This window comes from Oscillospiraceae bacterium (assembly GCA_031265355.1).
Lineage (GTDB): Bacteria > Bacillota > Clostridia > Oscillospirales > UBA929 > JAIRTA01.
This window is the reverse complement of sequence record JAISCT010000069.1, coordinates 59,697-82,459: the sequence shown is the minus strand read 5'-3', so window position 1 is coordinate 82,459 and position 22,763 is coordinate 59,697. Positions and strand designations below refer to the sequence as shown.

Below are 22,763 nucleotides of genomic sequence, written 5' to 3'. Positions count from 1 at the left end.
TCCCCTGTGGGAAAGGAGGGGACGCCGATGCCGGGTAAGGCATTGGTCCTGGCGGAAAAACCGTCTGTCGCGCGTGAGATTGCCAAAGTGTTGGGCGCGCGCCAGGGCGGGGAGGGCTACCTGGAGGGTCCCCAATATGTGGTCACCTGGGCGCTCGGCCATCTGGTCACGCTGGCCGATCCCGAGGCCTACGGCGAGCAGTACAAGACATGGAACCTCGAGTCGCTGCCCATGCTGCCGAAGAAGATGCAGCTCGTCGTGATCAAAGAGACCTCAAAACAGTTTCGCGTTGTGCAGTCCCTGCTAAAGCGCGGCGACATCGGCGAGATCGTCATCGCCACAGACTCCGGCCGCGAGGGGGAATTGGTGGCGCGCTGGATTTTGCTCAAAGCCGGCTGTCGGAAACCGCTCAAACGCCTGTGGATCTCGTCGCAGACGGTCAAGGCGGTCAAGGAGGGATTTGCCTCCCTGCGGCCGGGCGGTGCGTACGACAACCTTTATCTCTCGGCGCAGGCCCGCGCCGAGGCGGACTGGCTGGTCGGGCTCAACGTCACGCGCGCGCTGACGTGCAAATACAATGCGCAGCTCTCCGGCGGGCGGGTGCAGACGCCGACGCTCGCGCTCATCGTCGCACGGGAGCAGGAGATCCGAAATTTTCAGCCGCGGGAATTTTACACGATCCGCGCGAAGTTCGAGGGATTTTCCGCCCGGTGGGTCGGGGTGCAGCAGCAGAGCCGGCTCTTCGACCGCACGGCGGCCGAGTCGATTCTGGCCGCCGTCCAGGGGAAGAGCGCCGTGGTGACGACGGTGGCCAAGCAGTTTAAGAGCAAGGCCCCGCCCGCCGCCTACGATCTGACGGAGCTGCAGCGGGACGCCAATCGCCGTTACGCTTACTCCGCCAAGGAGACGCTCGCCTGCATGCAGGCGCTGTACGAGCGCCACAAGCTGCTCACATACCCGCGCACCGACTCGCGCTACATCACGCCGGATGTGGCGGCCACACTGCCGGAGCGGCTGCGGAGTATCGCCGTCGGACCCTACCGGGAGATCGCGGGCGCGCTGCTGCGCGGCCGTCTCTCGACGCGTTATCTTGTGGATGCCTCGAAGGTCACGGATCACCACGCCATCATTCCCACGGAGGAACCGGTCAATCTGGCGGCGCTGTCGCCGGAGGAGCGCAGGGTCTACGATCTCGTTGTGCGGCGGTTTTTGGCGGTGCTCTCACAGCCTTTTGAGTACGAGGAGACGAAGCTGACCATCGCCATCGGAAAAGAGAGCTTTGCCGCCGGCGGAAAGACCGTCAAGTCGCCTGGGTGGAAGGCTGCCTACGAGAAGGCGCCGGAGCCGGACGAACCGGAGGAGGAAGAGGAGGACACGCAGAACCTTCCTGTCATCCGCCAGGGAGACAGGCTGCGCGTACTCTCCTGTGCGATCGAGACCGGCAAGACCAAGCCGCCGGCCCGCTACACGGAGGCCACGCTGCTTTCGGCCATGGAGAACCCGCCGATGGAGAACCGGTCGCTGCGCGACATCATGAAAAACACGAGCGGGCTCGGCACGCCGGCCACGCGCGCGGACATCATCGAAAAGTTGTTTGCCTCGTTTTACATGGAGCGGCACGGCAAGGAGCTGGTGCCGACGTCCAAAGGCATCCAGCTCATATCCTTGGTGCCGGCGGATCTAAAGTCGGCCGAGCTGACGGCCCGGTGGGAGCAGCAGCTCATGCTGATCAGCCAGGGCCAGGCACGCGGCGACGCCTTTCTTGAGGAGATGCGGTCCTACACCGCGCGCCTTGTCTCCCAGGTCATCGCGAGCAGCGCGGTGTACCACCACGACAACCAGACGCGAGAGAAGTGCCCGGAGTGTTCGAAGTTCCTGCTCGCCGTAAATGGGAAGAAGGGAAAGCTGCTGGTCTGCCCCGACCGGGCGTGCGGCTACCGCCGGAGTCTGTCGATCCAAACCAACGCACGCTGCCCCAACTGTCACAAGAAACTGGAACTGCGTGGGGAGGGGGAGAAGCGGATCTTTGTCTGTGTCTGCGGGTACCGTGAAAAGTATGCTGACTTCGAAAAACGCCGCGTCGACACGGGCGCCGGCAAACGCGAGGTGGAAAAATTCCTGGCCGGGCAGCAACCCGCCGACGGCGGCAACTTCGCATTGGCGGCCGCGCTGGCGAAATGGCAGGAGAACAAGGAAAAGGAATAAAATCAAAATGCAAAGCGGCGCTTTGTGAGAGGCAGGCGGGGTGTCGCCCCCGTCTGTTTTTCGGGTTTTTGTGGGCACTCTCTGTTGAAAATGCCCTATACCGGTCTCAGGGCGATGCCGCCTGTAAAATGAAAAAGATAGCTGTGGGCGAGAGATCCTGTGCCGGTGATCTCCATATGTCCGCCAATGAGCAGCCTGGTGCCGGCGGTCAGCCGCAGGCCGATCTGCTGCACGGAGGCCGACTGTGGGGTGTTGGCCGGTACAGAGCCGCTGTACCCCGTTTTCAGAGAGAGTTTCGTAGCCGGTAGAGAGACGAAAGTGTTGCTGTCGGGCGCCGCGGTGTAAAGCTGCAGAAACGGACGTACAACGATGCCGGCGGGAAAGGTGAAAAGGGCAGGGATATTGACGGTCATATAGATGTTTTCGATGACGGCGTCAAAGGGCAAAGAAAAGGCGTCCTGATTGTCTCTTGAGAGTACGGCAGTTCCGTTGGCCGCGAGCGTGATCACGGGAGAGGTTCCGGCGAAAGACAGGACGCTGACGCTGATCGCGTTGCCCGCACTGTTCGTGACAGAGAGGGGCGCGGTATGGGAAGCAAACGGAATGGCCGTCAGCCCGGCGGGTCCGGGGTTGCCCTGCGGCCCTTGAGAGCCTGTGGGTCCGGCATCGCCCTGCGGTCCCCGAGGGCCTGTGGGTCCGGCGTCGCCCCGCAGCCCCTGGGGGCCGGCGGACCCGGTGTCGCCCTGGGGTCCCCGGGGGCCTGTGAGTCCGGTGTCGCCCCGCAGCCCTTGCGGACCGGTGGGTCCGGGGTCGCCCCGCGGTCCTTGCGGCCCTGCGGTCCCGATGTCGCCCCGCGGGCCCGCGGGCCCGGTGCCGCCCTGGGGTCCCCGGGGGCCCGTGAGTCCGGTGTCGCCTTGCGGCCCCTGCGGCCCGGTGGGCCCGGTGTCGCCCTGCGGCCCCCGCGGCCCTTGGGAGCCCTGTGGACCTCTGATATTGCCAACGTTTTCCCAGCTCTGGTCGGTGTTGTTCCAAATGTACAAGGCTCCGCCTATCAAGTAGGCGTCTCCCGGAAGGCCGGTCGGATGCGCCGCCAGAAGTTCCGCCTCGGTTTGATAGGAACCCCTGATGTTCACGCCGACGCCGTCCGTCCCATTGGCGCCCTGCGGTCCTTGTGGCCCAGTGTGGCCCTGTGGTCCTTGCGCTCCCTGCGGGCCCAGGGCGCCCCGGAGTCCCTGCGGGCCCTGCGCGCCCTGTGGTCCCTGCGATCCCGCCGGGCCGGTGTTGCCCTGTGGTCCCTGCGGCCCCGCCGGGCCGATGTGGCCCTGCGGTCCCTGCGGCCCCGCCGGGCCGGTGTCGCCTTTAAGCCCCTGCGTTCCCGCCGAACCGGTGTCGCCTTTAAGTCCCTGCGGTCCCGCCGGGCCGGTGTCGCCCTGGAGCCCCTGCGGTCCCGCCGGACCGGTGTCGCCCTGGAGCCCCTGCGGTCCCGCCGGACCGGTGTGGCCCTGGAGTCCCTGCGGACCCGCCGGGCCGGTGTCGCCCCGGAGTCCCTGCGGACCCGCCGGGCCGGTATCGCCCCGGAGTCCCTGCGGACCCGCCGGGCCGGTGTCGCCTTGGAGTCCCTGCGGGCCCGCCGGGCCAGTATCGCCCTGGAGCCCCTGCGGCCCAGGGGGCCCGGAATTGCCTTGTGGCCCTTGTGGTCCCCGCGGTCCTTGTGGCCCCATGGGGCATTGCGCGTTCCCGCAACGGCAGTTTGGGCATATGTGCAAACTGCCGTATTCATTTTGGATACACAAAGCGCTCACACCTTTCAAACCTATCGTATGGCGGTCAAAGGTTTGGTGTGAGCGCGTAGGCATGAAGAGGGCGGCGGTCTGCAAGAAGTACTAAAAATCGCCTGTATGTTCCCAATTGTGCGGTCTCTCTTTCGGTAGCACCATCTCTGACTCCAGCGTCGCGGCATATTTGAGCAGCGCCGACTTCTCATTGTCGCACATGCCGTCGATCACTGCGAGCAGGAGCGCGCGGAGTAGCCGCCCGATTGGCGGACCGGGTTCGTGACCCGCCGCGAGCAGGTCATGACCGCTGATATCGAGGGACTGCAAGCTGTAGCAGTCCCTCGACGCGATCACCTCGTCGAGCAGCAGGCGGAGACGTTCCGTTTTGGCCTCATGCTTCTCACGGGCTGCGTCTGTGTGACCAGCCGCATCCGCGGTCTTTAGATCGAGCAGCTGGCGAAAGGCCGGTTCGCCCAATCGCGCGAGCCAGCGTTTGATGCCGGCGCCGGTTTCGGCGATTTCGGCGTCGTGATAGCGTACCAGCAGCAGCACCCGTTTACAAAAGTCGCCGCCGAATCGGAGCCTTTCGGCAAACAGCGCCTGGGCCGCCTCCACGGACACTTTGGCGTGACCGTAGAAGTGGACGATGCTGCGCTCGTCGACTGTCCGGCACACCGCCTTGCCAATGTCGTGAAGCAGCGCCGCCATGCGCACCTCCGGAACTGACGGACTGGCCGCCACCACTTTGGCGGTGTGCCGGTAGGCGTCTAAAAAATGGTATGGGTGATTCTGTGTCAGTCCTTGCAGCGCGGCCAACGGCGGCACGACGGCGGACAGCACGGCCCGGTACGCATACAGCGCGTGTTCGACATGGACGCCCAGCAGCAACTTGATCAGCTCCGCCGATATGCGTTCCGCCGAGACGTTTGCGAGCATCGGCACCAGCGCCGTGACCGCGGCGGCTGTGGCCTGGTCGAGTGAAAACCCGAGTTCCGACGCGAACCGGCAGGCCCGCATGATGCGCAGCGCATCCTCGGTAAAACGCGCCTGCGGCGCCCCAACGGTCCGAATCACGCGGCGCCGAATGTCCCCAAGACCGTCAAACGGATCGACCAGCCCCGTTTGCGGGCTGCAGGCGATTGCGTTCATCGTGAAATCACGGCGCGCCAGGTCGTCGAGGAGGTTGTCCGAAAAAGCCACATTGTCCGGTCGTCGGCCGTCGGAGTACACGCCATCGCCGCGAAATGTTGTGACTTCAAACATAGCGCCGTCGACGGAAACGGTCAGGGTGCCGTACTTTTCCCCGGTCGGGATGACAGAGTACCAAGCGCCCAGCGCGGCCCTGACGTCGTCGGGCCGCGCCGACGTACAGATGTCCCAATCGTGCGGCGTTCGTCCCATCAACGAATCGCGCACACAGCCGCCGACTGCATACGCTTCAAAGCCGCAAGACATCAAAGCATCGATGATAACGCGCGCACCGGAGGGTATATGCACAATCATCGCCTCGTTCGTATCGTAACATGGGTGGGGCATAGTCACGCATATTGCCGTCCTTGTCCGGGTTGGCTTTGCGCCATTCAGCGGCGGTCTGCCCGAACAGGGTGACGTTCAGCAGGTCTACTTCATCGGCGTAAACGAACGACCGCTGCCTTGCCGTCAGTGGATTTAATCCACTTCATTGGCGACAGCGTGAAAGCGTTTAATCCGGCTTCTCTCCTAAACCCCTCGAATTCGAGGGGTTTACATTTAACAATTTGCTCGCTCGCTTCATTTTAGCATAACCGCTCCTTTTCCTGTGACCACGCCCCAAACCCCTGGGCCCTCGGGTTTTGCGAACGCTTTGCTATTTCTTGCTGCAAAACTCGGGTTATACCACAGACTGTCAACCTCAACAATCATTCTTTCGGCAATGCAAAGAAAAACGCGAACACCTCATGGGTTATTATCACCCTTAAGGGGTTCGCATTTGTTCCTAATGGCGGAGAGAGGGGGATTCGAACCCCCGGTACCTTTAAGGGGTACACACGATTTCCAGTCGTGCGCCTTAGACCAGCTCAGCCATCTCTCCGTGTAACGGAGCCCTGTCCGAATCGGACGGAGCTCATGTGATCCGGGGCTTGGCCGGCCCCAGAAACACACTTTCTTATTATAGCCAAAGATGCAGCGGCAGTCAAGCCCTGCCCTCGGTTTTCTGCAAGAGATTTTGCGTCTGCCTACGGCAGGGCGGGGGAGACCCCCGCCCTGCCGTAGGCGACGGCTCTTTATTTCCGGTTGAAGATCTTGAAGAGGACGCCGTCGACAAAGTCATCGTCGTCCGTATTCTTGGCGGATGAATCGGCGGCGCCGGCGGACTGCTGCAGGGCGGAGTAGAAGCCGCCGCCCGCTTCGGAGCTCATGGGCGCCGCCTCGTCGAAACCGGTGGCGATGACCGTCACGCGGATCTCGTCTTCCAACGTCTCGTCAAAAGCCGCGCCGAAGATGATGTTGGCGTCGCGGTGCGCCGCCTGCTGCACCAAGTTGCAAGCGATCTCCACTTCTTCCAGACCGATGTCGGCCGAGCCGGTGATGTTGATCAACACGCCCTTCGCGCCGTTGATGGAGGTCTCCAGCAGAGGGCTCTGTACGGCCATCCGCGAGGCGTCCTCCGCTTTGCCCTTGCCGGCCGCGCGGCCCACGCCCATATGGGCGTACCCGGCGTCCTTCATGATCGTGGCCACGTCGGCGAAGTCCAGGTTGACAAGACCGGGAATTTTGATGAGGTCGGAGATACTCTGCACAGCCTGTTTCAATACGTCGTCCGCAATCTCAAAGGCGTTCAAAAAAGTGATCTTCTGCTCGGTCACGTGTTTGAGACGCTCGTTGGGGATCACCACAAGGGAATCCACGCGGGCGCGCAATTCCTCGATGCCGCGCTCGGCCTGCTCCATGCGGCGGCTGCCCTCGAAATGGAAGGGCTTTGTCACCACGCCCACTGTCAGAATCCCGGCCTCACGGGCGATGTCCGCTACAATGGGGGAGCCGCCGGTCCCGGTGCCGCCGCCCATGCCGGCCGTGATGAAAACCATGTCAGTATTTTCCAACAATTTGGCGATCTGAGCCCGGTTCTCTTCCGCCGACTTCCGGCCGATCTCTGGGTCGGAGCCGGCGCCCTTGCCGCCGGTGAGCTTCTCGCCAATCTGAAGCTTATGGGTGGCATTGGAATTGCTAAGCGCCTGCCGGTCCGTGTTGATGGCCACAAACTCCACGCCGCGCATCCCTGCGGACATCATGCGATTGACGACATTGTTACCCCCGCCGCCGATTCCGATCACTTTGATGGATACTACGCTGTCGGAACCCAAATCCATTTCAAATGGCATGCCACTTCCTCCTGTATGTTCAGCTTACCCGGCGGCCTGTCCGCAGAGTGGCCGCATTTGGGAACACATCCTGTAAAACGATGTCGGACTTTTATATTAATCGGGATAAAAGATGAAAAAAACAACGTCCCTTTTATTCTTTCTAAATTATTGTATCTTTTTTTATCTGTCCGGTCAATAGCCGGTCGCATATTTCTATTGAAGTTTTAACAGAAAGTGTGTTTTGTCAAGCTGCCGCGCCGCCTGTCTCGTCCCGCTCATCGGAGGACACGGCGTCGTCCGTCGGTCGCTCCGTATCCTCCGCAGACGGCGTTTCCGCTCCATCCGCTCCGGTTGCCTCATCCGACTCCAGATCGATTTCGTCCGGATTCTCTGACGGCGTCGGCGGCGCGGAGGCAGGTAGATAGGAGGCGATTTTGTCCTCCGCCCGCGCCAGGTCCAGCGACCCCCGCGCGCCGGCAGGGAGCTTTTTTATAGATTCTTCCATAAATGTGAGTTTGATGTCGATGGCGTCCGCCGTGCCTAGGATGACGTGGAGCCGCCCCTCGTATTCCAGCGTGATCTGGTCCAGACGGGACACGTCGACCTCGGATACCCGGGGCGACAGCGAGCGCCAGTGCAGTGCCTGCAGCAGCCGCAGCGCGGGCCGCAGCCGTTCCCGTTCGTTCTGTGGCAGGGCCATGTCCTCGCCCAATGCGGGCGAGAGCAGCGTGACGCCTTTTACAATCGGCTTCGGCACCGCCGTTTGGACCGCGATCTTCTCCAGCAGTTTGCCGGAGCCGTCGATCATCCAGAAAACACCCCCGTGCGGGACCATGCCTACCGAGATGCGTTCCGTAATCTCAATGACGATGGTGCCCGGCAGCCGGCGCCGCAGACGCACTTGCTCGACATAGGGGAATTCGTCAAAGATGGCCCAAATGGCGGCGCTCTTGCGGAGGAAAAACAGGTTGTCTCCCTCTTTGAGACCCGAGGCCGCCACGATGCTGACGGGGGCATAGATTGTGGACCCCTCCACCTCGATGTGGGTCACCTTGAAAAACACGCCGACAGCCAATATCACCGCCGCCGCGATCAGAGCCAGACTCAATAGAAAGTAGACGGGGCCGCCCCGCCTCTTTCTGTGTCGTTTTCGATTTTTTTGCACATAACGTGGCATAATCGAGTCCCTCTAATCGCACGCGTCCCCAGCCGCCCGCTGGACAGGGCCACCGGCGTCCGCGTCCGGTTCTTCCACCCGCCGGATGTCGGCGCCGAGTGCCGCCAGCAGTTGTTCCGGCGCCTCGTACCCGCGGTCGAGATGGCGCAGGCCGGTCAGCCGACTCTCTCCCTCCGCGCTGAGCGCCGCCACCAACAGTGCCGCGCCGCCGCGCAAGTCGGTGGCGCGCACATGGGCGCCGTACAGACGCGGCACGCCGCATACGACGGCGACGCGCCCGGCCACCTTGATGTCGGCGCCCATTCTGGCCAGTTCGCCGACGTGGCGAAAACGATTTTCAAAAATATTTTCCACAAAAACCGTCGTGCCCTCCGCGCAGGCGGTCACTGCCATGAGCGGGGACTGTGCGTCGGTGGGAAAGCCCGGATAGGGCATCGTGCGCACGGGCCGCACCGCGCGCAGCGGCGTGCCCCTTTGCAGTGTGATGTGGGTGTGCCCGGCACGGACTTCGCAGCCCGCCTCGGTTAGGATGGACGTCACCGTCGACAGATGTTCCGGGCGGACGTTTTCCACCGTGATCGTCCCGCCAACCGCCGCCCCAGCCGCTAGGTATGTGGCGGCGGCGATGCGGTCGGGGAGGATCGCATACTCGGCCGCGTGCAGCGTGCGTCCCCCTTCAATGACGACGGTGGAACTGCCCGCTCCCTCCACGTGCGCGCCCATGGCCCGCAGAAAGTGCTGCAGATCTTCGATCTCCGGCTCGCGCGCCGCGTTTGTGATCCGCGTGACACCCGACGCGCCGCAGGCGGCCAGCATGATGTTTTCCGTGGCTCCCACACTGGGGAAGGTGAGATTTACTTCGCGGCCCACCATATGGTGTCCCCGGCAGATGAGATTGCCGCCCACTTCAAAGATCTCCGCGCCCAGTGTGCGGAGGGCGGACAGATGGAGGTCGATGGGCCGCGGACCCAACTCGCACCCCCCGGGGAAACTCATGCAAGCCTCGCCCGACCGCGTCAGGATCGCGCCCAAAAACACAACGGAAGAGCGCATCTCCCGCATCAGACGGTCCGGTACGTCGCAGCGATCCATCGGGCGAGGATCAACCACCACGGCGTCCCCCTCCCGCCGCACGCGGCAGCCAAGGTAACGGAGGATGTGAAAGGTCGATTCCACGTCGCTGAGTCGGGGACAGCGGCGCACCACCTGCTCACCCCCGCCCATAATAGTCGCCGCCAAAATAGGCAGCACGCTGTTTTTGGCCCCTTGGATGCCGACGGCGCCGCGCAGCGGCCGCCCCCCTCTGATCACCAACGCATTGTTGTTCATTTCCAATCCCCCGCCGCCGCCCGGCGCAAGTTGACGCCCTATGCGTCACTGACCCATCTTATGCGACTTTTGCGGAGAATGTGTGACCGACGCCGCGGGCGCTTAGATCTTCTCACTTGGCCCATATGCACTGCGTTTGGCTACCAGAGACATCACAATGTGATAAATTTTCTCGGCTGCGTCCAAGATCGCCAGATCGCGCAGACGGGCCGATATCGCCTCCCGTTTGGCGTTTTCCCGAAGCAGGCTATTCGCGGCGGAGAACAGCGCCCCGTCTCCGCATGCCGACTCCGGCAGCAGCACCGCGGCGCCGTGGCGCGCCAGCATGCGGGCGTTTTGTTCCTGATGATTGCCTGTGACGTTGGGCGAGGGAATCAATATGGCGGGTTTGCCCACGGCTGTCAGCTCGGCCAGTGTCGACGCGCCGGCGCGCGTGATGAGCAGATCGGCCGCCGCCATGGCGGTGGGCATGTCGTAGAGATATTCGGACAGCCGGATCTCGGGGTGCGCCGTCAGCTCGACGCCGGCCTCGCGGACCGCCTCCGGCACCCAGGCCCAGCCGAACCGGCCGGTGACGTGAAGATGCTGAAAGGCTCCCGCCTCACTTTCGCGCCGGATGAAATCTACCATGTGCCGGTTCATATCGCGGGCTCCCAACGAACCGAAATAAGAGAGTACGACGGGCCTCTCGTCGAGCCCGAGTGCGCGCCGCGCCGCGTCCCGGTCCGTCTCCAAAAACGCCTGCCGCACCGGCGTGCCCGTCACCGCCACCCGATCCGGGCGGCGATACGCGGACACAGCCTCCGGAAAGCTGACCAGCACCCGGTCTGCCCGGCGGGCCAACAGTTTTGTCGTGAGTCCCGGCAGTGCGTTGGACTCATGGACCACCGACGGGATACTGCGCCGGCTCGCCGCGTATACGACGGGGAAGCTGGCGTAGCCGCCGGTCCCAAGGACGGCGTCCGGTTTAAACGCGTCCAAAATGCGCCCGGCGGCTCTGAGACTGCCCGTCAAGCCGCCCAGTACCTTGAGGTTGTACCACAGCGCCGCCGGTGTGAGCCGGTGCCGCAGACTGCGGATGGACACGGTTTGGATGCGGTACCCGGCGCGCGGCACGAGGTCGCACTCCATGCCGCCGTCGGCGCCCACAAACAGGATCTCGGCGTGTGGGTGCCGCACCCGCAGCAGGCCCGCCACCGCCAGTGCCGGGTTGATGTGGCCCGCCGTCCCGCCGCAGGTGAATAGAATTTTCATCGGACAATCCCTCCGTCGTCCCCGGCGGCGTCAACCCGATTTTGGGGCGGGAATTTGGCGGGAAACAGCCAGCACAATGCCCATCTCCATGAGCTGAATGAGCAGGGAAGTCCCCCCGTAGCTGAAAAAGGGCATGCTCATGCCGGTAACAGGGATCAGATTGGTGACGACCGCCACGTTGAAGAAGGTCTGCATCGCGAGCAGGGTGACGATACCGGTCACCATCAGGGAGCCGAAACGGTCCCGCGCGTGAATGGCGATCCAGTACCCGCGCAGGATGAGCACAGCGAACAACAGCAGCACGACGCACGCGCCGATGAGACCCAGTTCCTCGCAGACAATGGCAAACACAAAATCGTTATGTTCCTCCGGCAAGTAGAGATATTTTTGCCGGCTCTTGCCGAGACCCAGCCCGAACGCCCCCCCGGAGCCGATGGCGTACAGGGATTGGATGGCCTGGTAGCCGCTGCCCTGCTGATCTAGAAAGGGATTGCGCCAGATCTCGATGCGCCTCATGGCGTAGGGCAGGACCCGGCCCAGGAAGTCCGTCGTCAGGATCAGATAGATCCCGAAGCCGCCGGCGCCGAGGAGGCCGGCAAACCAGCCCCAGTGCACGCCGCCGACAAACATCAACGCCCCGCCGACGCCCAGGATCAGCACAGTCCCGGACAGGTGCGGCTCCAGATACATGAGAAACGAGATGACGCCCAGAATGGCCGCAAAGGGCAATACCCCGTAACGGAATGTTTTCATGCGGTCCTTATAGACGGAGATCATCGCCGCGAAACACACGATGACAGCCAATTTTGCGATTTCTGAGGGCTGGAACTGAAAGAGACCCAGGTCGATCCATCGTTTGGCGGAATTCCGCTCCACGCCGACGATGAGGACCGAGATCAGCAGCACGACGGAAGCGACGATGAGCGGCACGGCCAGCGGGCGGAAAACCTGATAATTGAGACGGGAGATAAGCAGCATGAGGGCCATCCCCAGCACGGCAAATAAGCCCTGGCGCATGAAGTAATAGGCGGCGTTGTAACCTGTGCCCGCGTCGTTCAGCGCCGAGGCGTAGCTGGCGGAGAACATCATCACGAGCCCGATGACGGAGAGCATGACGACCAGCATGAGAAAGGGCAGGTCCATGGGCCCCTTGTGGGGCCTTTCGAGCGTCTCCGGCTTGCCGTATGTCCGCGCGTCCGGGCGGCGGCCCGTATCCAGCTCATCCACAAACATCCCGTCCTTTCCAATTATTGGAATATTTATCACCGTTCAACCAGGTAGACCGCCAGACAAAGGAGCGCCGTCAGAGCGGAGGACACGCAGAAAATCTTGGTTTCGCTCCACCCGGACAATTCAAAATGGTGGTGGATGGGCGTCATTTTGAAGAGCCGCCGGCCGCCCGTCACCTTGAAATATCCCACTTGCAAAACGACCGACACGATCTCGATCAGGTAGACGAGTCCCACGAGCGGCAACAGCAAGGGTGCGTCGACCGCCATCGCGAGTCCGCACAGCGCACCGCCCAAAAACAGTGAGCCGGTGTCGCCCATGAACACCCGCGCCGGGTGAAAGTTGTACAGCAAAAAACCGGCCGTCCCACCGGCCAGCGCCGCCGCAAACAGAGCGGGCGCGGGGCGGTTCCAGGCCAGGCAGAGCGCCGCGAAAAAGATGGCCACGGGCAGCGTCACGCCGCTGCACAGCCCGTCGACGCCGTCGGTCAGGTTGACGGCGTTGACGAACCCCGCCACATACAGTAGCGCCAGCGTCAGGAACAGGATCCAAGGCAGCGGCGCAGTCACGCCAAAGAGCGGGAGATAGACGTCTGCCGTCGTGTAGCCGAGCAGTCGCATAAACGCGAGCAGCGCGGCGGCGGCGGCGAGCTGGAGTATCAGTTTTTGCAGCGCCGTGAGCCCCAGGTTGCGGTGGTGCACCACTTTGAAGAAGTCATCCACAAAGCCAATACCCCCATAGAGCCAGGCGAAAGCCAGAGCGAGCAGATGCTCGTAGCGGCCCTGCGCGAGATAAGGCAGCCCCAGGAGCAGCACGGCGGCCGTGACGCCGGCGGCAAACATAAGGCCGCCCATCGTGGGGGTGCCGGATTTGGACATGTGCCAGCGCGGTCCCTCCTCGCGGATGCTCTGGCCGAGCTTCAGCCGGCGCAGCAGCGGCAGCAGCAACAGGCCGGATGCGGCCGTCAGTCCGAAGGAGAGGGCGAAGGCGCAGAGCAGTCTGACCATGGGTGCCTACCCCTCCTGTTCCTGCGTTTGACGGACCCAATCGGCCACGACCTCGCGTTCGTCAAGCGGAAATTTTTGCCCGTTTATCTCCTGATAGTCCTCGTGTCCCTTACCGGCCAGCAGCACCGCGTCCCCCGATTTGGCCTCTGCGAGCGCCCGGCCGATGGCCTCGACGCGGTTTTCTACCACCAGCACGGGCGCGCCGGTCGTCGGGACGCCGGCCATGATCTCCTCAATGATCTGTGCCGGCGGCTCCGTACGCGGATTGTCGGAGGTCACGATGACGAGATCCGACAACCGCGCCGCGGCGGCTCCCATCAGAGGGCGCTTGCCCCGGTCTCGGTCGCCGCCGCAGCCGAACAGCGTGATGACGCGTCCGCTGTGGTACGCGCCCACGGCCGAGAGCAGGTTCTCCAGTGCGTCCGGCGTATGGGCGTAATCGATGACGACCGTGACGCCTTCGGGCCCCGGCACCACCTCCATGCGTCCGCGCACCGGCGGGATTTCCCGCGTCGCCGCCGCGATGTCCCGCAGCGCGACGCCCTCCATCAGCGCGCACGCCACGGCGGCCAGCGCATTGTAGACGGAGAAGAGACCCGGCGTCGCCCATTCGATCCGGGCGATGCCGGAGGTAGTCACGACTTCGAACTCAACCCGGTTGGCCTTGAAACGGATGTTCTTGGCCACCACATCCGCCTCGTCGCGCTGTGTCGAATAGGTGATGGAGTTGAGGGCGGAGTCCTCCGCCAACCGCTGGCCATGAGGATCGTCCAGATTCAGCACGGCGGCGTCGGATTGCTGAAAGAGCAGCGCTTTGGCGCGAAAATACGCTTCCATGTCGCGGTGATAGTCCATGTGGTCCTGCGTGAGGTTTGTGAACAGCGCCTCCCGGAATTCGACGCCGTCCACGCGGCGTTGGGAGAGCGCATGGGATGAAACCTCCATCACGCAGTGGGTGCAGCCCGCTTCGGCCATCCCGGACAGCAGTGCCTGCAGTGTCAGGATGTCGGGCGTTGTGTGCTCGGAGGGCAGAGGCGTGTCGCCGATCCAGTTGCCGTTGGTGCCGATGAGACCCACCCGAAAACCGCCGGCCCGCTCCAAAATGCCCTTGACGATGTGCGTGACGGTGGTCTTGCCGTTCGTGCCCGTGACTCCGATCATGCGCAGACGGGCGGCCGGGTACCCATAGAAACGCGCGGCCATCGCGGCCATTGCGGCGCGCAGGTCGGACACGCGCACGGACGGCGTCGCGGTGTCTGTCTCCGTCTCCGTCACGACGGCCGCCGCGCCGGCAGCCAGCGCCTGGGGGATATAGGCCGCTCCATCCTCATGGGTGCCGGGTACGGCAAAAAACAGGTCCCCCACCGACACCCGTCGAGAATCGAGGCACAGTCCCTTTACCTCCAGGCCGGGGTCGGCCCCCAGAGAGACGGGTGTGATCTCTGCTAGCAGTTCCACCAGTTTCATATGCTCCCCCTTGATTTGCGCCCGCCCACGCGAAGGCTGCGTCAGTCCCGCAGGCTTGTGTCGAAGAATTCCACTTCGATGGTCGCGCCGGGAGGCGCCTGCGTGTTGGCCGCCACACTCTGATGGGCCGCCACGATCGTACCGCCGCCCACGGCGGTGGTGGCGCCCATGGCCCGCATGTAAAACCCCGCGTTTACCAGCGCCCGGTTGGCCCGTTCGGCCGTCATCCCGACCACGTCCGGTACCGTCACGCTCTCCGGTGGCTGCGCATCGCCCAGGTAGAGGATGATCTCGGCCGTACCGGGCACCTGTGCGCCGGCGGCCGGCACCTGCGCGGACACCATGTCGCCCCGGCCCTTTACCGAGTATCCGATCTCTCGGTCCTTCAGAAGCTGTTCCGCTTCCGCCACCGGCAGCCCGCTCACCGTCGGCACGGTGATTTCCAACGTGGCGGCCTCCTCCGGCGTGTATTGCGGCGCGACATTAATGTAAGGCAAAATGTCGGACATGATGCGGCCCACCACCGGCGCCGCCATACCGCCGCCGGTGCGCAGGTTCGGCGGGCCGTACATTGGCTCGTCGAGCAGGACCAGCACGGCCACCTGCGGGTCGTCGGCCGGGGCGAAGCCCACAAATGAGACGACGTACTTGCCCGACATGTACTCGTGCGTCGCCGGGTCGCGCTTTTGGGACGTGCCGGTTTTACCGGCAATGCGGAAGCCCTTGACATAAGCGTTTATGCCGGTGCCCTTGCTGACCACGGATTCCAGGATCTCGCACAATGTCCGGGAGGTCTCGCCGGAGATCACCTGCCGGACCGCCTCGGGCTGGATGCTTCGAACCACGCGGCCCTGATCGTCCGTCAGTTCCCGGACGATGTGCGGCTTCATCAGGCTGCCGCCGTTGGCCACCGCCGACACCGCCGTGATGAGCTGAATCGGCGTGATGTTGAAGGTCTGGCCGAAGGCGTAGGTCGACAGCGCGACCGTGTCCTCGTGGAAGGCCTCCTGCGAGTGGAACACACTGCCCGATTCGCCGGGCAAGTCGACACCGGTTTTCTCCGTAAAGCCAAAAGCCCGGAAATAGTCGTAAAACCGTGTCTGCCCGACCCGCTGGGCCACCGTGATGAACACTGGGTTGCAGGAGTTTTGCACGCCCTGCACGAAAGTCTCTGCGCCGTGGCCGGCCAGTTTATGGCAATGGATGGGCCTATTCCAACCGGGCACCATGATCGAACCTGTACAGAAGAACGTGTCGTCCAGAGAGACGGCCTTCTCCTCCAGCGCCACCGCCGCCGTGATGATCTTAAAGGTCGAGCCCGGCTCATAGGTATCGTTTACGATCTTGTTGCGCCACTGCGCGAGGAGCGCGTCTTTCAGCAGCGCACTCCGTTCCTCGCCCTCAAGGCCCGAGAGCGTGTCGAGGGCGGCGGGGTCCGTCAGCGTCCGCGGTTCGTTCGGGTCGTATCCGTATCGGGTGTCCATCGCCAGGATTTCCCCGGTTTTCACGTCCATGACAATGCCGGCCGCCTTGTTGCGCACATCATTTTCCACCAGAGCCGTCTGCAGATGGTTCTCCAAAAAGTGCTGCATCGTCTCGTCCAGCGTGAGGACGACACCCAGGCCGTCCTGCGCGTCGTAATGCTTCTCATATTGGAAGGGCATGACGCGATTTTTGGCGTCCCGTGCGGCCACCACCCGGCCCGGCGTCCCCTTCAAGCTTTCGTCGTAGACGGCCTCCACGCCGTCCAGCCCCTGATTGTCGTCGCTGACAAAACCGAGGACATGGGAGGCGAAGTTACCGTTCGGATAGTAGCGCTTGGAATCCGGCGTCACATATACGATTTGCTGGAGCTTATTGTCTGAGATAAAAGTCCGCACCCGGTCGGCCAAGTCTTTCTCAACCTTTTTGCGGATCTCCTCATACTGGCGGTCTTTCTTCTGTGTCTTTGCATATATGGTTTCGTAGTCCACGTCCAAGATCTCCGACAGCCCGCGCGCGACGAGTTGGGCCTGATCCTCGCTCTCGATGTCCACCGGAGAGATGAAGACGGTGTCCACACTGGCACACACGGCCAGCGTCTTGTAGTTGCGGTCGAAGATGGTCCCGCGTAGCGGCGAGATCACCGTGTTTCTGGTCTGTTGTTCCACCGCCATTCGCTCATATTTGTCGTGGTTTACGATCTGGATGTCGTAGAGTTTCATTCCGAGCGGCACAAAGAGGCCGACGCCACAGAGGGCCATCAGCACAAAGGTGCGAAAAAGTACAGTGCGATTCGCGCGGCGGGACGCCGGCATCTGTTTGGACGCTCTTGACATAAAACCCCCACCTCTCGGTTGCCGCGCGGGGCATAACACGGAAGGGGGAGCTCGTATCTGTCTCCCCACTCCTTCCTCTCTCTATGTATAGGTAGCGCGCGCGCGGGTATGCCCCGAAAGCGGCGAAACGCGCCTGGGGCGGCCAAAAGGATCAGCCGCCGAACAGATCGCGCCAAAAGCCGCCCGGTTTTTTCAACACGACAGCATGGTCGCCGTCGGACAGATCGATGTAGATCACTTGGTCGCGTGTGGGTTTGGTCATCCCAAGTTCCTCCGTGGCGATCCGCTCGATCGCCGCCAGATTGACCTTGCCGTCGCCCAACTTCTGCAGGAGGGAGGCTTCCTGTTTCAACGACGCGATCTCCCGAGACAGCGCGCCGGTTTCCGCGGACAGTTCCGCGAGCCGCACATGGGAGTGGACGACGACGAACATGGAGGCGGCAAATGTCGCGAAACCCAGCAGCATCCAGCCGGATACACGAACCTTTTCTTTGGCCCGTGACTGCGCGCGCGTTTTGACGGCCGACTGCTCCAGGATATCCTGTGCTACGGCCTCGCGTACACGGCGCCGGTTGTCAAAACGGGAGAGGTCCTGTGCCACATTTGCAGCCTGCGTGCTCATGGGGAACACCTCCTGACCGAAAATAGGGACATGGCGTGCGAAACAGAGATGGAAACGAAAGGAAATCTACAGTTTTTCGGCGGCCCGCAGTTTGGCGCTGTGGGCACGTCGGTTTTCCGTCAATTCCTCGGGGCCGGCCGTAAGCGGCCGCCGTGTGAGGATCCGCAGCGCGGGGGTGTGTCCGCAGACGCACACCGGCAGATCTTTGGGACAGAGGCAGCCTTGTGCAGCATCGGCAAGAGCGGTTTTGACAACCCTGTCCTCCAGCGAGTGGAAGCTGAGCACCACCAGCCGTCCGCCTGCGTTCAGCGCGTCGATGGCAGCCGCGAGGCCCTGTGCCAGCCCGCCGAGCTCGTCGTTCACCGCAATCCGGATGGCCTGAAAACTTCGCTTGGCGGGGTGTCCTGGCCGGCGGCGGGACTTGGCCGGCAGCGCCTGCGCAATGATGTCGGCCAGTTGTCCCGTGGTTTCGACGGGCGCCTTTGCCCGCTGTCTGACGAGCGCGGCGGCGATCAGCGGCGCGTGAGGTTCCTCCCCGTAATCGAACAGGATGCGCCTGAGCTCCGTCTGGGGCCACGTGTTCACAATCTCGCGGGCCGTCAGCAGATCCTCCGGGTTCATACGCATGTCCAGCACCGCGTCAAAACGGTAGCTGAATCCGCGCGCGGGGTCATCAAACTGCGGCGAGGAGACGCCGAGGTCAAACAAAATGCCGTCCGCACCGGAGATGCGGTGCGCCGCCAATACATCGGAGAGGCGCCGGTAGTCGCTGTGCACAAACAGCACTCGGTCTTCGAAGGGCGCCAGCCGCGCCCGGGCCCGCGCCAGTGCCTCCGGGTCCTTGTCCAGACAAAGAAGCCGGCCGCTCTCCAGGGCGCGGACTACGGCTTCGGCGTGTCCGCCCGCGCCTGCGGTCGCGTCCACATAGACGCCGTCGGGCTGCACGCGCAGCATCTCAAGGCACTGTGTCAGCATTACGGGGGTATGATCGTACGGCATTAGAACCCCAGCTCATCCATGGCTTCCGCCAATTTGTCGCCGGCCTGCTCGTTGTAGCGCGTCCAGTTCTCAAGGCTCCAGATCTCCGCCCGGTTGCCCACACCCACGATCGTCACGTCCTTGGTGAGCTCCGCGTGCTCGCGCAGCGCCTGCGGGAGCAGGATACGCCCCTGCGCGTCCAATTCGAAGCGGGCGGCCGAGGGAAAGAGGCTGCGCTGTAAGTAGCGGGCGCGGCTTACCGGCATGGCAGCCAACTTTTCTTCTATCTTGCCCCATTCCGGGGCGCCGTAGACAAAGAGACAGTTGTCGACGCCTTTGGAGACATAGATGACGTCGCCCAGTTCTTCGCGCAGCTTGGCGGGTACAAACACGCGGCCCTTCGCATCAAGCGCGTACTGGTATGTGCCGAGCATCTCCCCACCTCACTTGTTATATTGTCAAAAATTTGAGCTTACTTCACCACTTTCCCCCACTGCTCATCTAGTATATCGGATACCGCCCCAAAAAGCAAGCACTATTTTTGGAATTCGTACATTTGTTTGAGATAAATCTTCGGCGATTTTCAGAAAACGCGGAGAAATCAAAAACAAAAAACATATGTTCGGTTTTGAAAGCCCCAGCCGGCGCAGCGCCGGGCACGAAGCGTTTAGGGAGCTTGGTTGTGAAAGAAGTGCCCAATTGACGAACGGACGCCGAGGGTATATAATAAAAACAATCGATATGACGCGCATGACCTATGGTCATATGACAAGCCAAACACCGCAGAGGGAGACGGAACTTTGAATCAGTTCATCGCTCGTCAGCCCATTTTTGACCGCAAGATGAATGTGTTTGCGTATGAGCTGCTCCACCGATTTGACGAGACGCAAAATTTTGCCGCCATACTGTCCGATCCGGACAAGGCCTCCTCGGAGACAATCATGAGCAGCTTTTATGGAAACAGCATCGAAAAGATCACCGGGGACAAGCCGGCGTTTATTAATTTCACGCAAAATTTGCTGGAGGCAGGCATTGCTACGCTCTTCCCAAATCAATACCTGGTGGTGGAGATTCTGGAGGATGTGGCGCCGCTGCCTTCGGTGGCGGAGGCTTGCCGTCTGCTGAAAGAGGCGGGATACACCATCGCGCTGGACGATTTTGTCTACCGGCCGGAACTCGAACCTCTGATCCAGTGGGCCGACATCGTCAAAATCGACTGGCTGGACGCGGACCCGGAGGAGATCCGGGAGGTTGTCCGAAAGCTGCGGCCGCGCTCCCCCAGGCTGCTGGCGGAGAAGGTGGAGACGCACGAGATCTTCCAGCAGGCCATGGACATGGGCTTCAGCTATTTTCAGGGCTATTTTTTCAGTAAGCCAGTCATTGTGTCCAACAAAAAAATTGACCCGTTGATGATCAATTACATTCAGCTCATCCGGCAGGTCAGCCGGACGGACGTGGATTTTGCGTATCTGGCCCGCATCATCCGCCGCGATGTGGTGCTCTCTTACCGCCTGCTGCGTCTCGTGAACTCCGCCTACTTCGGTGCGCGGCACGAGGTCAAGAGCATCCGCCATGCGCTGGCGATTTTGGGGCTGCGTGAGATTAAAAAATGGATCTCCCTGCTCGCCATGATCGGTATCACGTCCGGCAAGTCGGACGAGATCATCCGCACCTCGTTGATCCGCGGGCGTTTTCTCGAGACGTTTGGCGCGCGCCACTGCCGTTCGCTCGACTCCGAGCAGCTGTTTATGAGCGGCCTGTTTTCCCTACTCGATGTGATCATGGAGATGCCGATGGCGGATGTGCTGCCCCAGCTCTCCGGCGTGACCGAGATTGAGGAGGTGCTCATCGAGAGCCGCGGGCCCATCGCCGACATTTTGGGGATCATCGCCGCCTATGAGCACGGCAAATGGGAGGACGCCGTGGAGCGCTGCCGCTGTTTCGGGGTCACGGAAGAACAGCTGCTGCGGCTCTATCTGGACGCCGTCTCGTGGAGCAACGCTTTTTTATGAGGTTTATGAGGTGCGGCCGTCAATAGCCCAAGGGTTCGCCCACGAGGATGACTTTGATCCGATGGGCGGGGCGGCACATGCGGGTTGTGACGAGGAACGAACAGATGCAGGCGCTGGATTTGCAGTCGGCGCAGGTACCGGTGCGCTGGCAGGGCGTTTTTACGGTCTCCGGGTCGGCGCCGGCGAGGACGCGTTGAGCGTTCAGCGGGGCGGCGTATGTCCGGGCGCGGATCTCCGCCTCCGGGCGCGTTTTGCACAGCTTGTTCATGCCCACCACCGCGACGACGCTCCGTGGGCCGAAGGTGAAAGCCGCCGTCCGGTTGCCGACGCCGTCTATGTTGATGAGTTGACCGTCCTCGCTCAGGGCGTTCACGCTGGTCAGGTAGACGTCGCACAAAAGCGCCTGCCGCATCAGGTCGAGGCGTTCCTCGGGGTTTTGGGCGGTGTCCCTGTCGAGAGGCCGGAAGGGTCCGCGGCGGACAAGGTCCAGAAGGCCGATTTCCTGAAGGGTCACAGACCCGCCCCACGAGACCGACGCGCCCTCGGGGATAAGGCCGAGGGCCAGAGCGGCGGCCTCCGCGCCGGTTGGGCAGTAGTATGCCTCGAAGCGGCGGCTTTGCAGGGCGCCGACGACCTGCGGCGCAAGCAGATCGCACCGTTTGGAAAAACTCTCGCTGTACCGGTGCATACACCGGCCTCCTCTCTCAAATGGATATCTCTAACGTGGGTTGCACCTGCAACCCACAACCCAAATTCTTGTTTTTTGTTGCCGCTTCGCGGCAACAAGGTGTTAAAGATTTCTGGCGGATGCAACGCCTTTTAGGGGCGCAAAAGGGCAAGTCAAATGTACAGGGTCTTTTTCGACAGACCCTAAATGAAGAACAGTGAACAATGCAAATATGCGGCGCCGCAGCTCCTCATAGATGCTGTTCACTGCTCATGGTGCACGGCGGCGTCAACCGCATATTTGGCACGCCCGGAGGGACTCGAACCCCCAGCCCTCAGAACCGGAATCTGATGCTCTATCCATTGAGCCACGGGCGCATAACAAAACACAGCCGCCTTGGCGCTCCTGTCTTTCATCATACCATGCCGTCTGCGCGATGTAAAGAGGGATGGGAAAAACATTTGCCTCAAGAGGCAAATCGGCATACCATGCCGTTACAGGCTCTCAAAAGTGAGATCCACAACGGCGTCCCGGATTAAGGACAGGGACAGAGAGACGGATGCAGTGCGGTAGGTCAGGTGGACGATGAGGGGCGTTTCTTTGACGGTGTCCGGCGGTCCGTAGGCCGCTTCGACGTCCGCCCGGGAGGCGCCGAGAGAGATCCCGCCCGGCAGGGTGAGAACAGTGCCGCTCTCGGCATAGCCCATGTTGTGGTTCAGATGTGTCACGGCGCATGCCCGAGCCGCCTGTGTCTCTTCGGACAGATTGCGTATGCCCAGCATCAGGGTCCCCGCGCCGCCGGCCGGTATCCAGCGTTCCTCGCCGGCCGACAGGTCCGCGTCGAGACTGTCCGGCGCAAAATGCCAACCATTTTCTTCCAACTCTGCCGGCGACGACAGCGGCAAGCGGTACGAGACGCCATTGATGGTCAGCGGCTGGGTGTCCCAAGCGTCGGTGACCGGACTGGGTGCGGGCGGAGGGGCCGTCGGTGTCGGTGTGGGCGTCGGTGTGGCAGCCGGCTGGGTGGTTGGCTGCGCGTCGCTTGAAGGTGAGGGTGGCGTCGGTGTGGGAGAAGGCGTCGGCGGGTCGAGCGTGGGAGAGGGCGCTGGTGTAGGCGTGGGCATCGGCGTGGGCGTCGGTGTGGGTGTGCGAGACGGCGCGGCAGACGGCGTGGGGTCCGGGGGGGTCGTCTCGACGCCGCAAGCGGCCAGCGACAGGAACAGCGTTCCGATGAGAAAAAACGATAAGATGCCGCGCAGTGTTTTCATATGTGCCTCCTGCTTCGGGTGGCCCCATCGGGACAAAGCCGGGGCTAAGTCTTTTATTACAGTATGTCGCAAATCGGACCGTTTGTCCAGCCTATTAGTACCTTGTTGCC

The 22,763-nt window shown here is 62.5% G+C and carries 17 protein-coding genes and 2 tRNA genes; 2 read left to right on the top strand and 17 right to left on the bottom strand.

From position 1 onward, the window contains the following. The first annotated feature begins 27 nt into the window (after positions 1-27). Complete coding sequence (locus tag LBK75_10595; protein ID MDR1158728.1) at positions 28-2,205, top strand: DNA topoisomerase III; 2,178 nt, start codon at positions 28-30, stop codon at positions 2,203-2,205. Positions 2,206-2,300: 95 nt separating this feature from the next. Here LBK75_10595 and LBK75_10590 read toward each other — a convergent pair whose 3' ends face one another. The 14 genes from LBK75_10590 to mraZ form a co-directional block, all read right to left on the bottom strand. Then, complete coding sequence (locus tag LBK75_10590) at positions 2,301-3,926, bottom strand: collagen-like protein (GenBank protein MDR1158727.1); 1,626 nt, start codon at positions 3,924-3,926, stop codon at positions 2,301-2,303. Between the two features lie 162 nt (positions 3,927-4,088). Beyond that, complete coding sequence (locus tag LBK75_10585; GenBank protein MDR1158726.1) at positions 4,089-5,516, bottom strand: HD domain-containing protein; 1,428 nt, start codon at positions 5,514-5,516, stop codon at positions 4,089-4,091. A 443-nt stretch (positions 5,517-5,959) separates the two neighbouring features. Next, positions 5,960-6,051 (bottom strand) — tRNA-Ser (locus LBK75_10580). Positions 6,052-6,244: 193 nt separating this feature from the next. Beyond that, positions 6,245-7,342, bottom strand: a complete 1,098-nt coding sequence (gene ftsZ / locus LBK75_10575; protein MDR1158725.1) for a cell division protein FtsZ — start codon at positions 7,340-7,342, stop codon at positions 6,245-6,247. A 226-nt stretch (positions 7,343-7,568) separates the two neighbouring features. Then, positions 7,569-8,501, bottom strand: a complete 933-nt coding sequence (locus tag LBK75_10570; protein MDR1158724.1) for an FtsQ-type POTRA domain-containing protein — start codon at positions 8,499-8,501, stop codon at positions 7,569-7,571. Between the two features lie 12 nt (positions 8,502-8,513). Further along, positions 8,514-9,830, bottom strand: coding sequence for a UDP-N-acetylglucosamine 1-carboxyvinyltransferase (gene murA, locus LBK75_10565; GenBank protein MDR1158723.1), 1,317 nt, complete (start codon positions 9,828-9,830; stop codon positions 8,514-8,516). Between the two features lie 102 nt (positions 9,831-9,932). Beyond that, complete coding sequence (locus LBK75_10560) at positions 9,933-11,084, bottom strand: UDP-N-acetylglucosamine--N-acetylmuramyl-(pentapeptide) pyrophosphoryl-undecaprenol N-acetylglucosamine transferase (GenBank protein ID MDR1158722.1); 1,152 nt, start codon at positions 11,082-11,084, stop codon at positions 9,933-9,935. A 30-nt stretch (positions 11,085-11,114) separates the two neighbouring features. Continuing rightward, positions 11,115-12,227, bottom strand: a complete 1,113-nt coding sequence (gene ftsW, locus LBK75_10555; GenBank protein ID MDR1158721.1) for a putative lipid II flippase FtsW — start codon at positions 12,225-12,227, stop codon at positions 11,115-11,117. Positions 12,228-12,346: 119 nt separating this feature from the next. Next, positions 12,347-13,321 (bottom strand): phospho-N-acetylmuramoyl-pentapeptide-transferase, encoded by a 975-nt coding sequence (mraY, locus tag LBK75_10550; GenBank protein MDR1158720.1) that lies wholly within the window; start codon positions 13,319-13,321, stop codon positions 12,347-12,349. Between the two features lie 6 nt (positions 13,322-13,327). Continuing rightward, on the bottom strand, positions 13,328-14,788 hold the full coding sequence (locus LBK75_10545; GenBank protein ID MDR1158719.1) for a UDP-N-acetylmuramoyl-L-alanyl-D-glutamate--2,6-diaminopimelate ligase: 1,461 nt from the start codon (positions 14,786-14,788) through the stop codon (positions 13,328-13,330). Between the two features lie 41 nt (positions 14,789-14,829). After that, positions 14,830-17,106: a PASTA domain-containing protein gene (locus LBK75_10540; GenBank protein ID MDR1158718.1), complete on the bottom strand. Its 2,277-nt coding sequence runs from the start codon at positions 17,104-17,106 to the stop codon at positions 14,830-14,832. A 151-nt stretch (positions 17,107-17,257) separates the two neighbouring features. Then, positions 17,258-17,728, bottom strand: a complete 471-nt coding sequence (locus tag LBK75_10535) for a septum formation initiator family protein (GenBank protein MDR1158717.1) — start codon at positions 17,726-17,728, stop codon at positions 17,258-17,260. A gap of 66 nt (positions 17,729-17,794) precedes the next feature. Continuing rightward, the gene (gene rsmH, locus LBK75_10530) at positions 17,795-18,727 is read right to left on the bottom strand and encodes a 16S rRNA (cytosine(1402)-N(4))-methyltransferase RsmH (protein MDR1158716.1); all 933 of its coding nucleotides are present in this window, start codon (positions 18,725-18,727) and stop codon (positions 17,795-17,797) included. Next, positions 18,727-19,140: a division/cell wall cluster transcriptional repressor MraZ gene (mraZ, locus tag LBK75_10525; GenBank protein ID MDR1158715.1), complete on the bottom strand. Its 414-nt coding sequence runs from the start codon at positions 19,138-19,140 to the stop codon at positions 18,727-18,729. Before mraZ ends, rsmH begins: the two co-directional genes overlap by 1 nt. A 366-nt stretch (positions 19,141-19,506) precedes the next feature. Between mraZ and LBK75_10520 the strand changes: the two genes are divergently transcribed. After that, positions 19,507-20,718, top strand: coding sequence for an HDOD domain-containing protein (locus tag LBK75_10520; GenBank protein MDR1158714.1), 1,212 nt, complete (start codon positions 19,507-19,509; stop codon positions 20,716-20,718). A 19-nt stretch (positions 20,719-20,737) separates the two neighbouring features. Here LBK75_10520 and LBK75_10515 read toward each other — a convergent pair whose 3' ends face one another. From LBK75_10515 to LBK75_10505, 3 genes are all read right to left on the bottom strand, one after another. Next, complete coding sequence (locus LBK75_10515) at positions 20,738-21,406, bottom strand: lactate utilization protein (protein ID MDR1158713.1); 669 nt, start codon at positions 21,404-21,406, stop codon at positions 20,738-20,740. A 280-nt stretch (positions 21,407-21,686) separates the two neighbouring features. Continuing rightward, positions 21,687-21,762 (bottom strand) — tRNA-Arg (locus LBK75_10510). Positions 21,763-21,879: 117 nt separating this feature from the next. Continuing rightward, the gene (locus tag LBK75_10505; protein ID MDR1158712.1) at positions 21,880-22,653 is read right to left on the bottom strand and encodes a hypothetical protein; all 774 of its coding nucleotides are present in this window, start codon (positions 22,651-22,653) and stop codon (positions 21,880-21,882) included. Between the last annotated feature and the right edge of the window lie 110 nt (positions 22,654-22,763).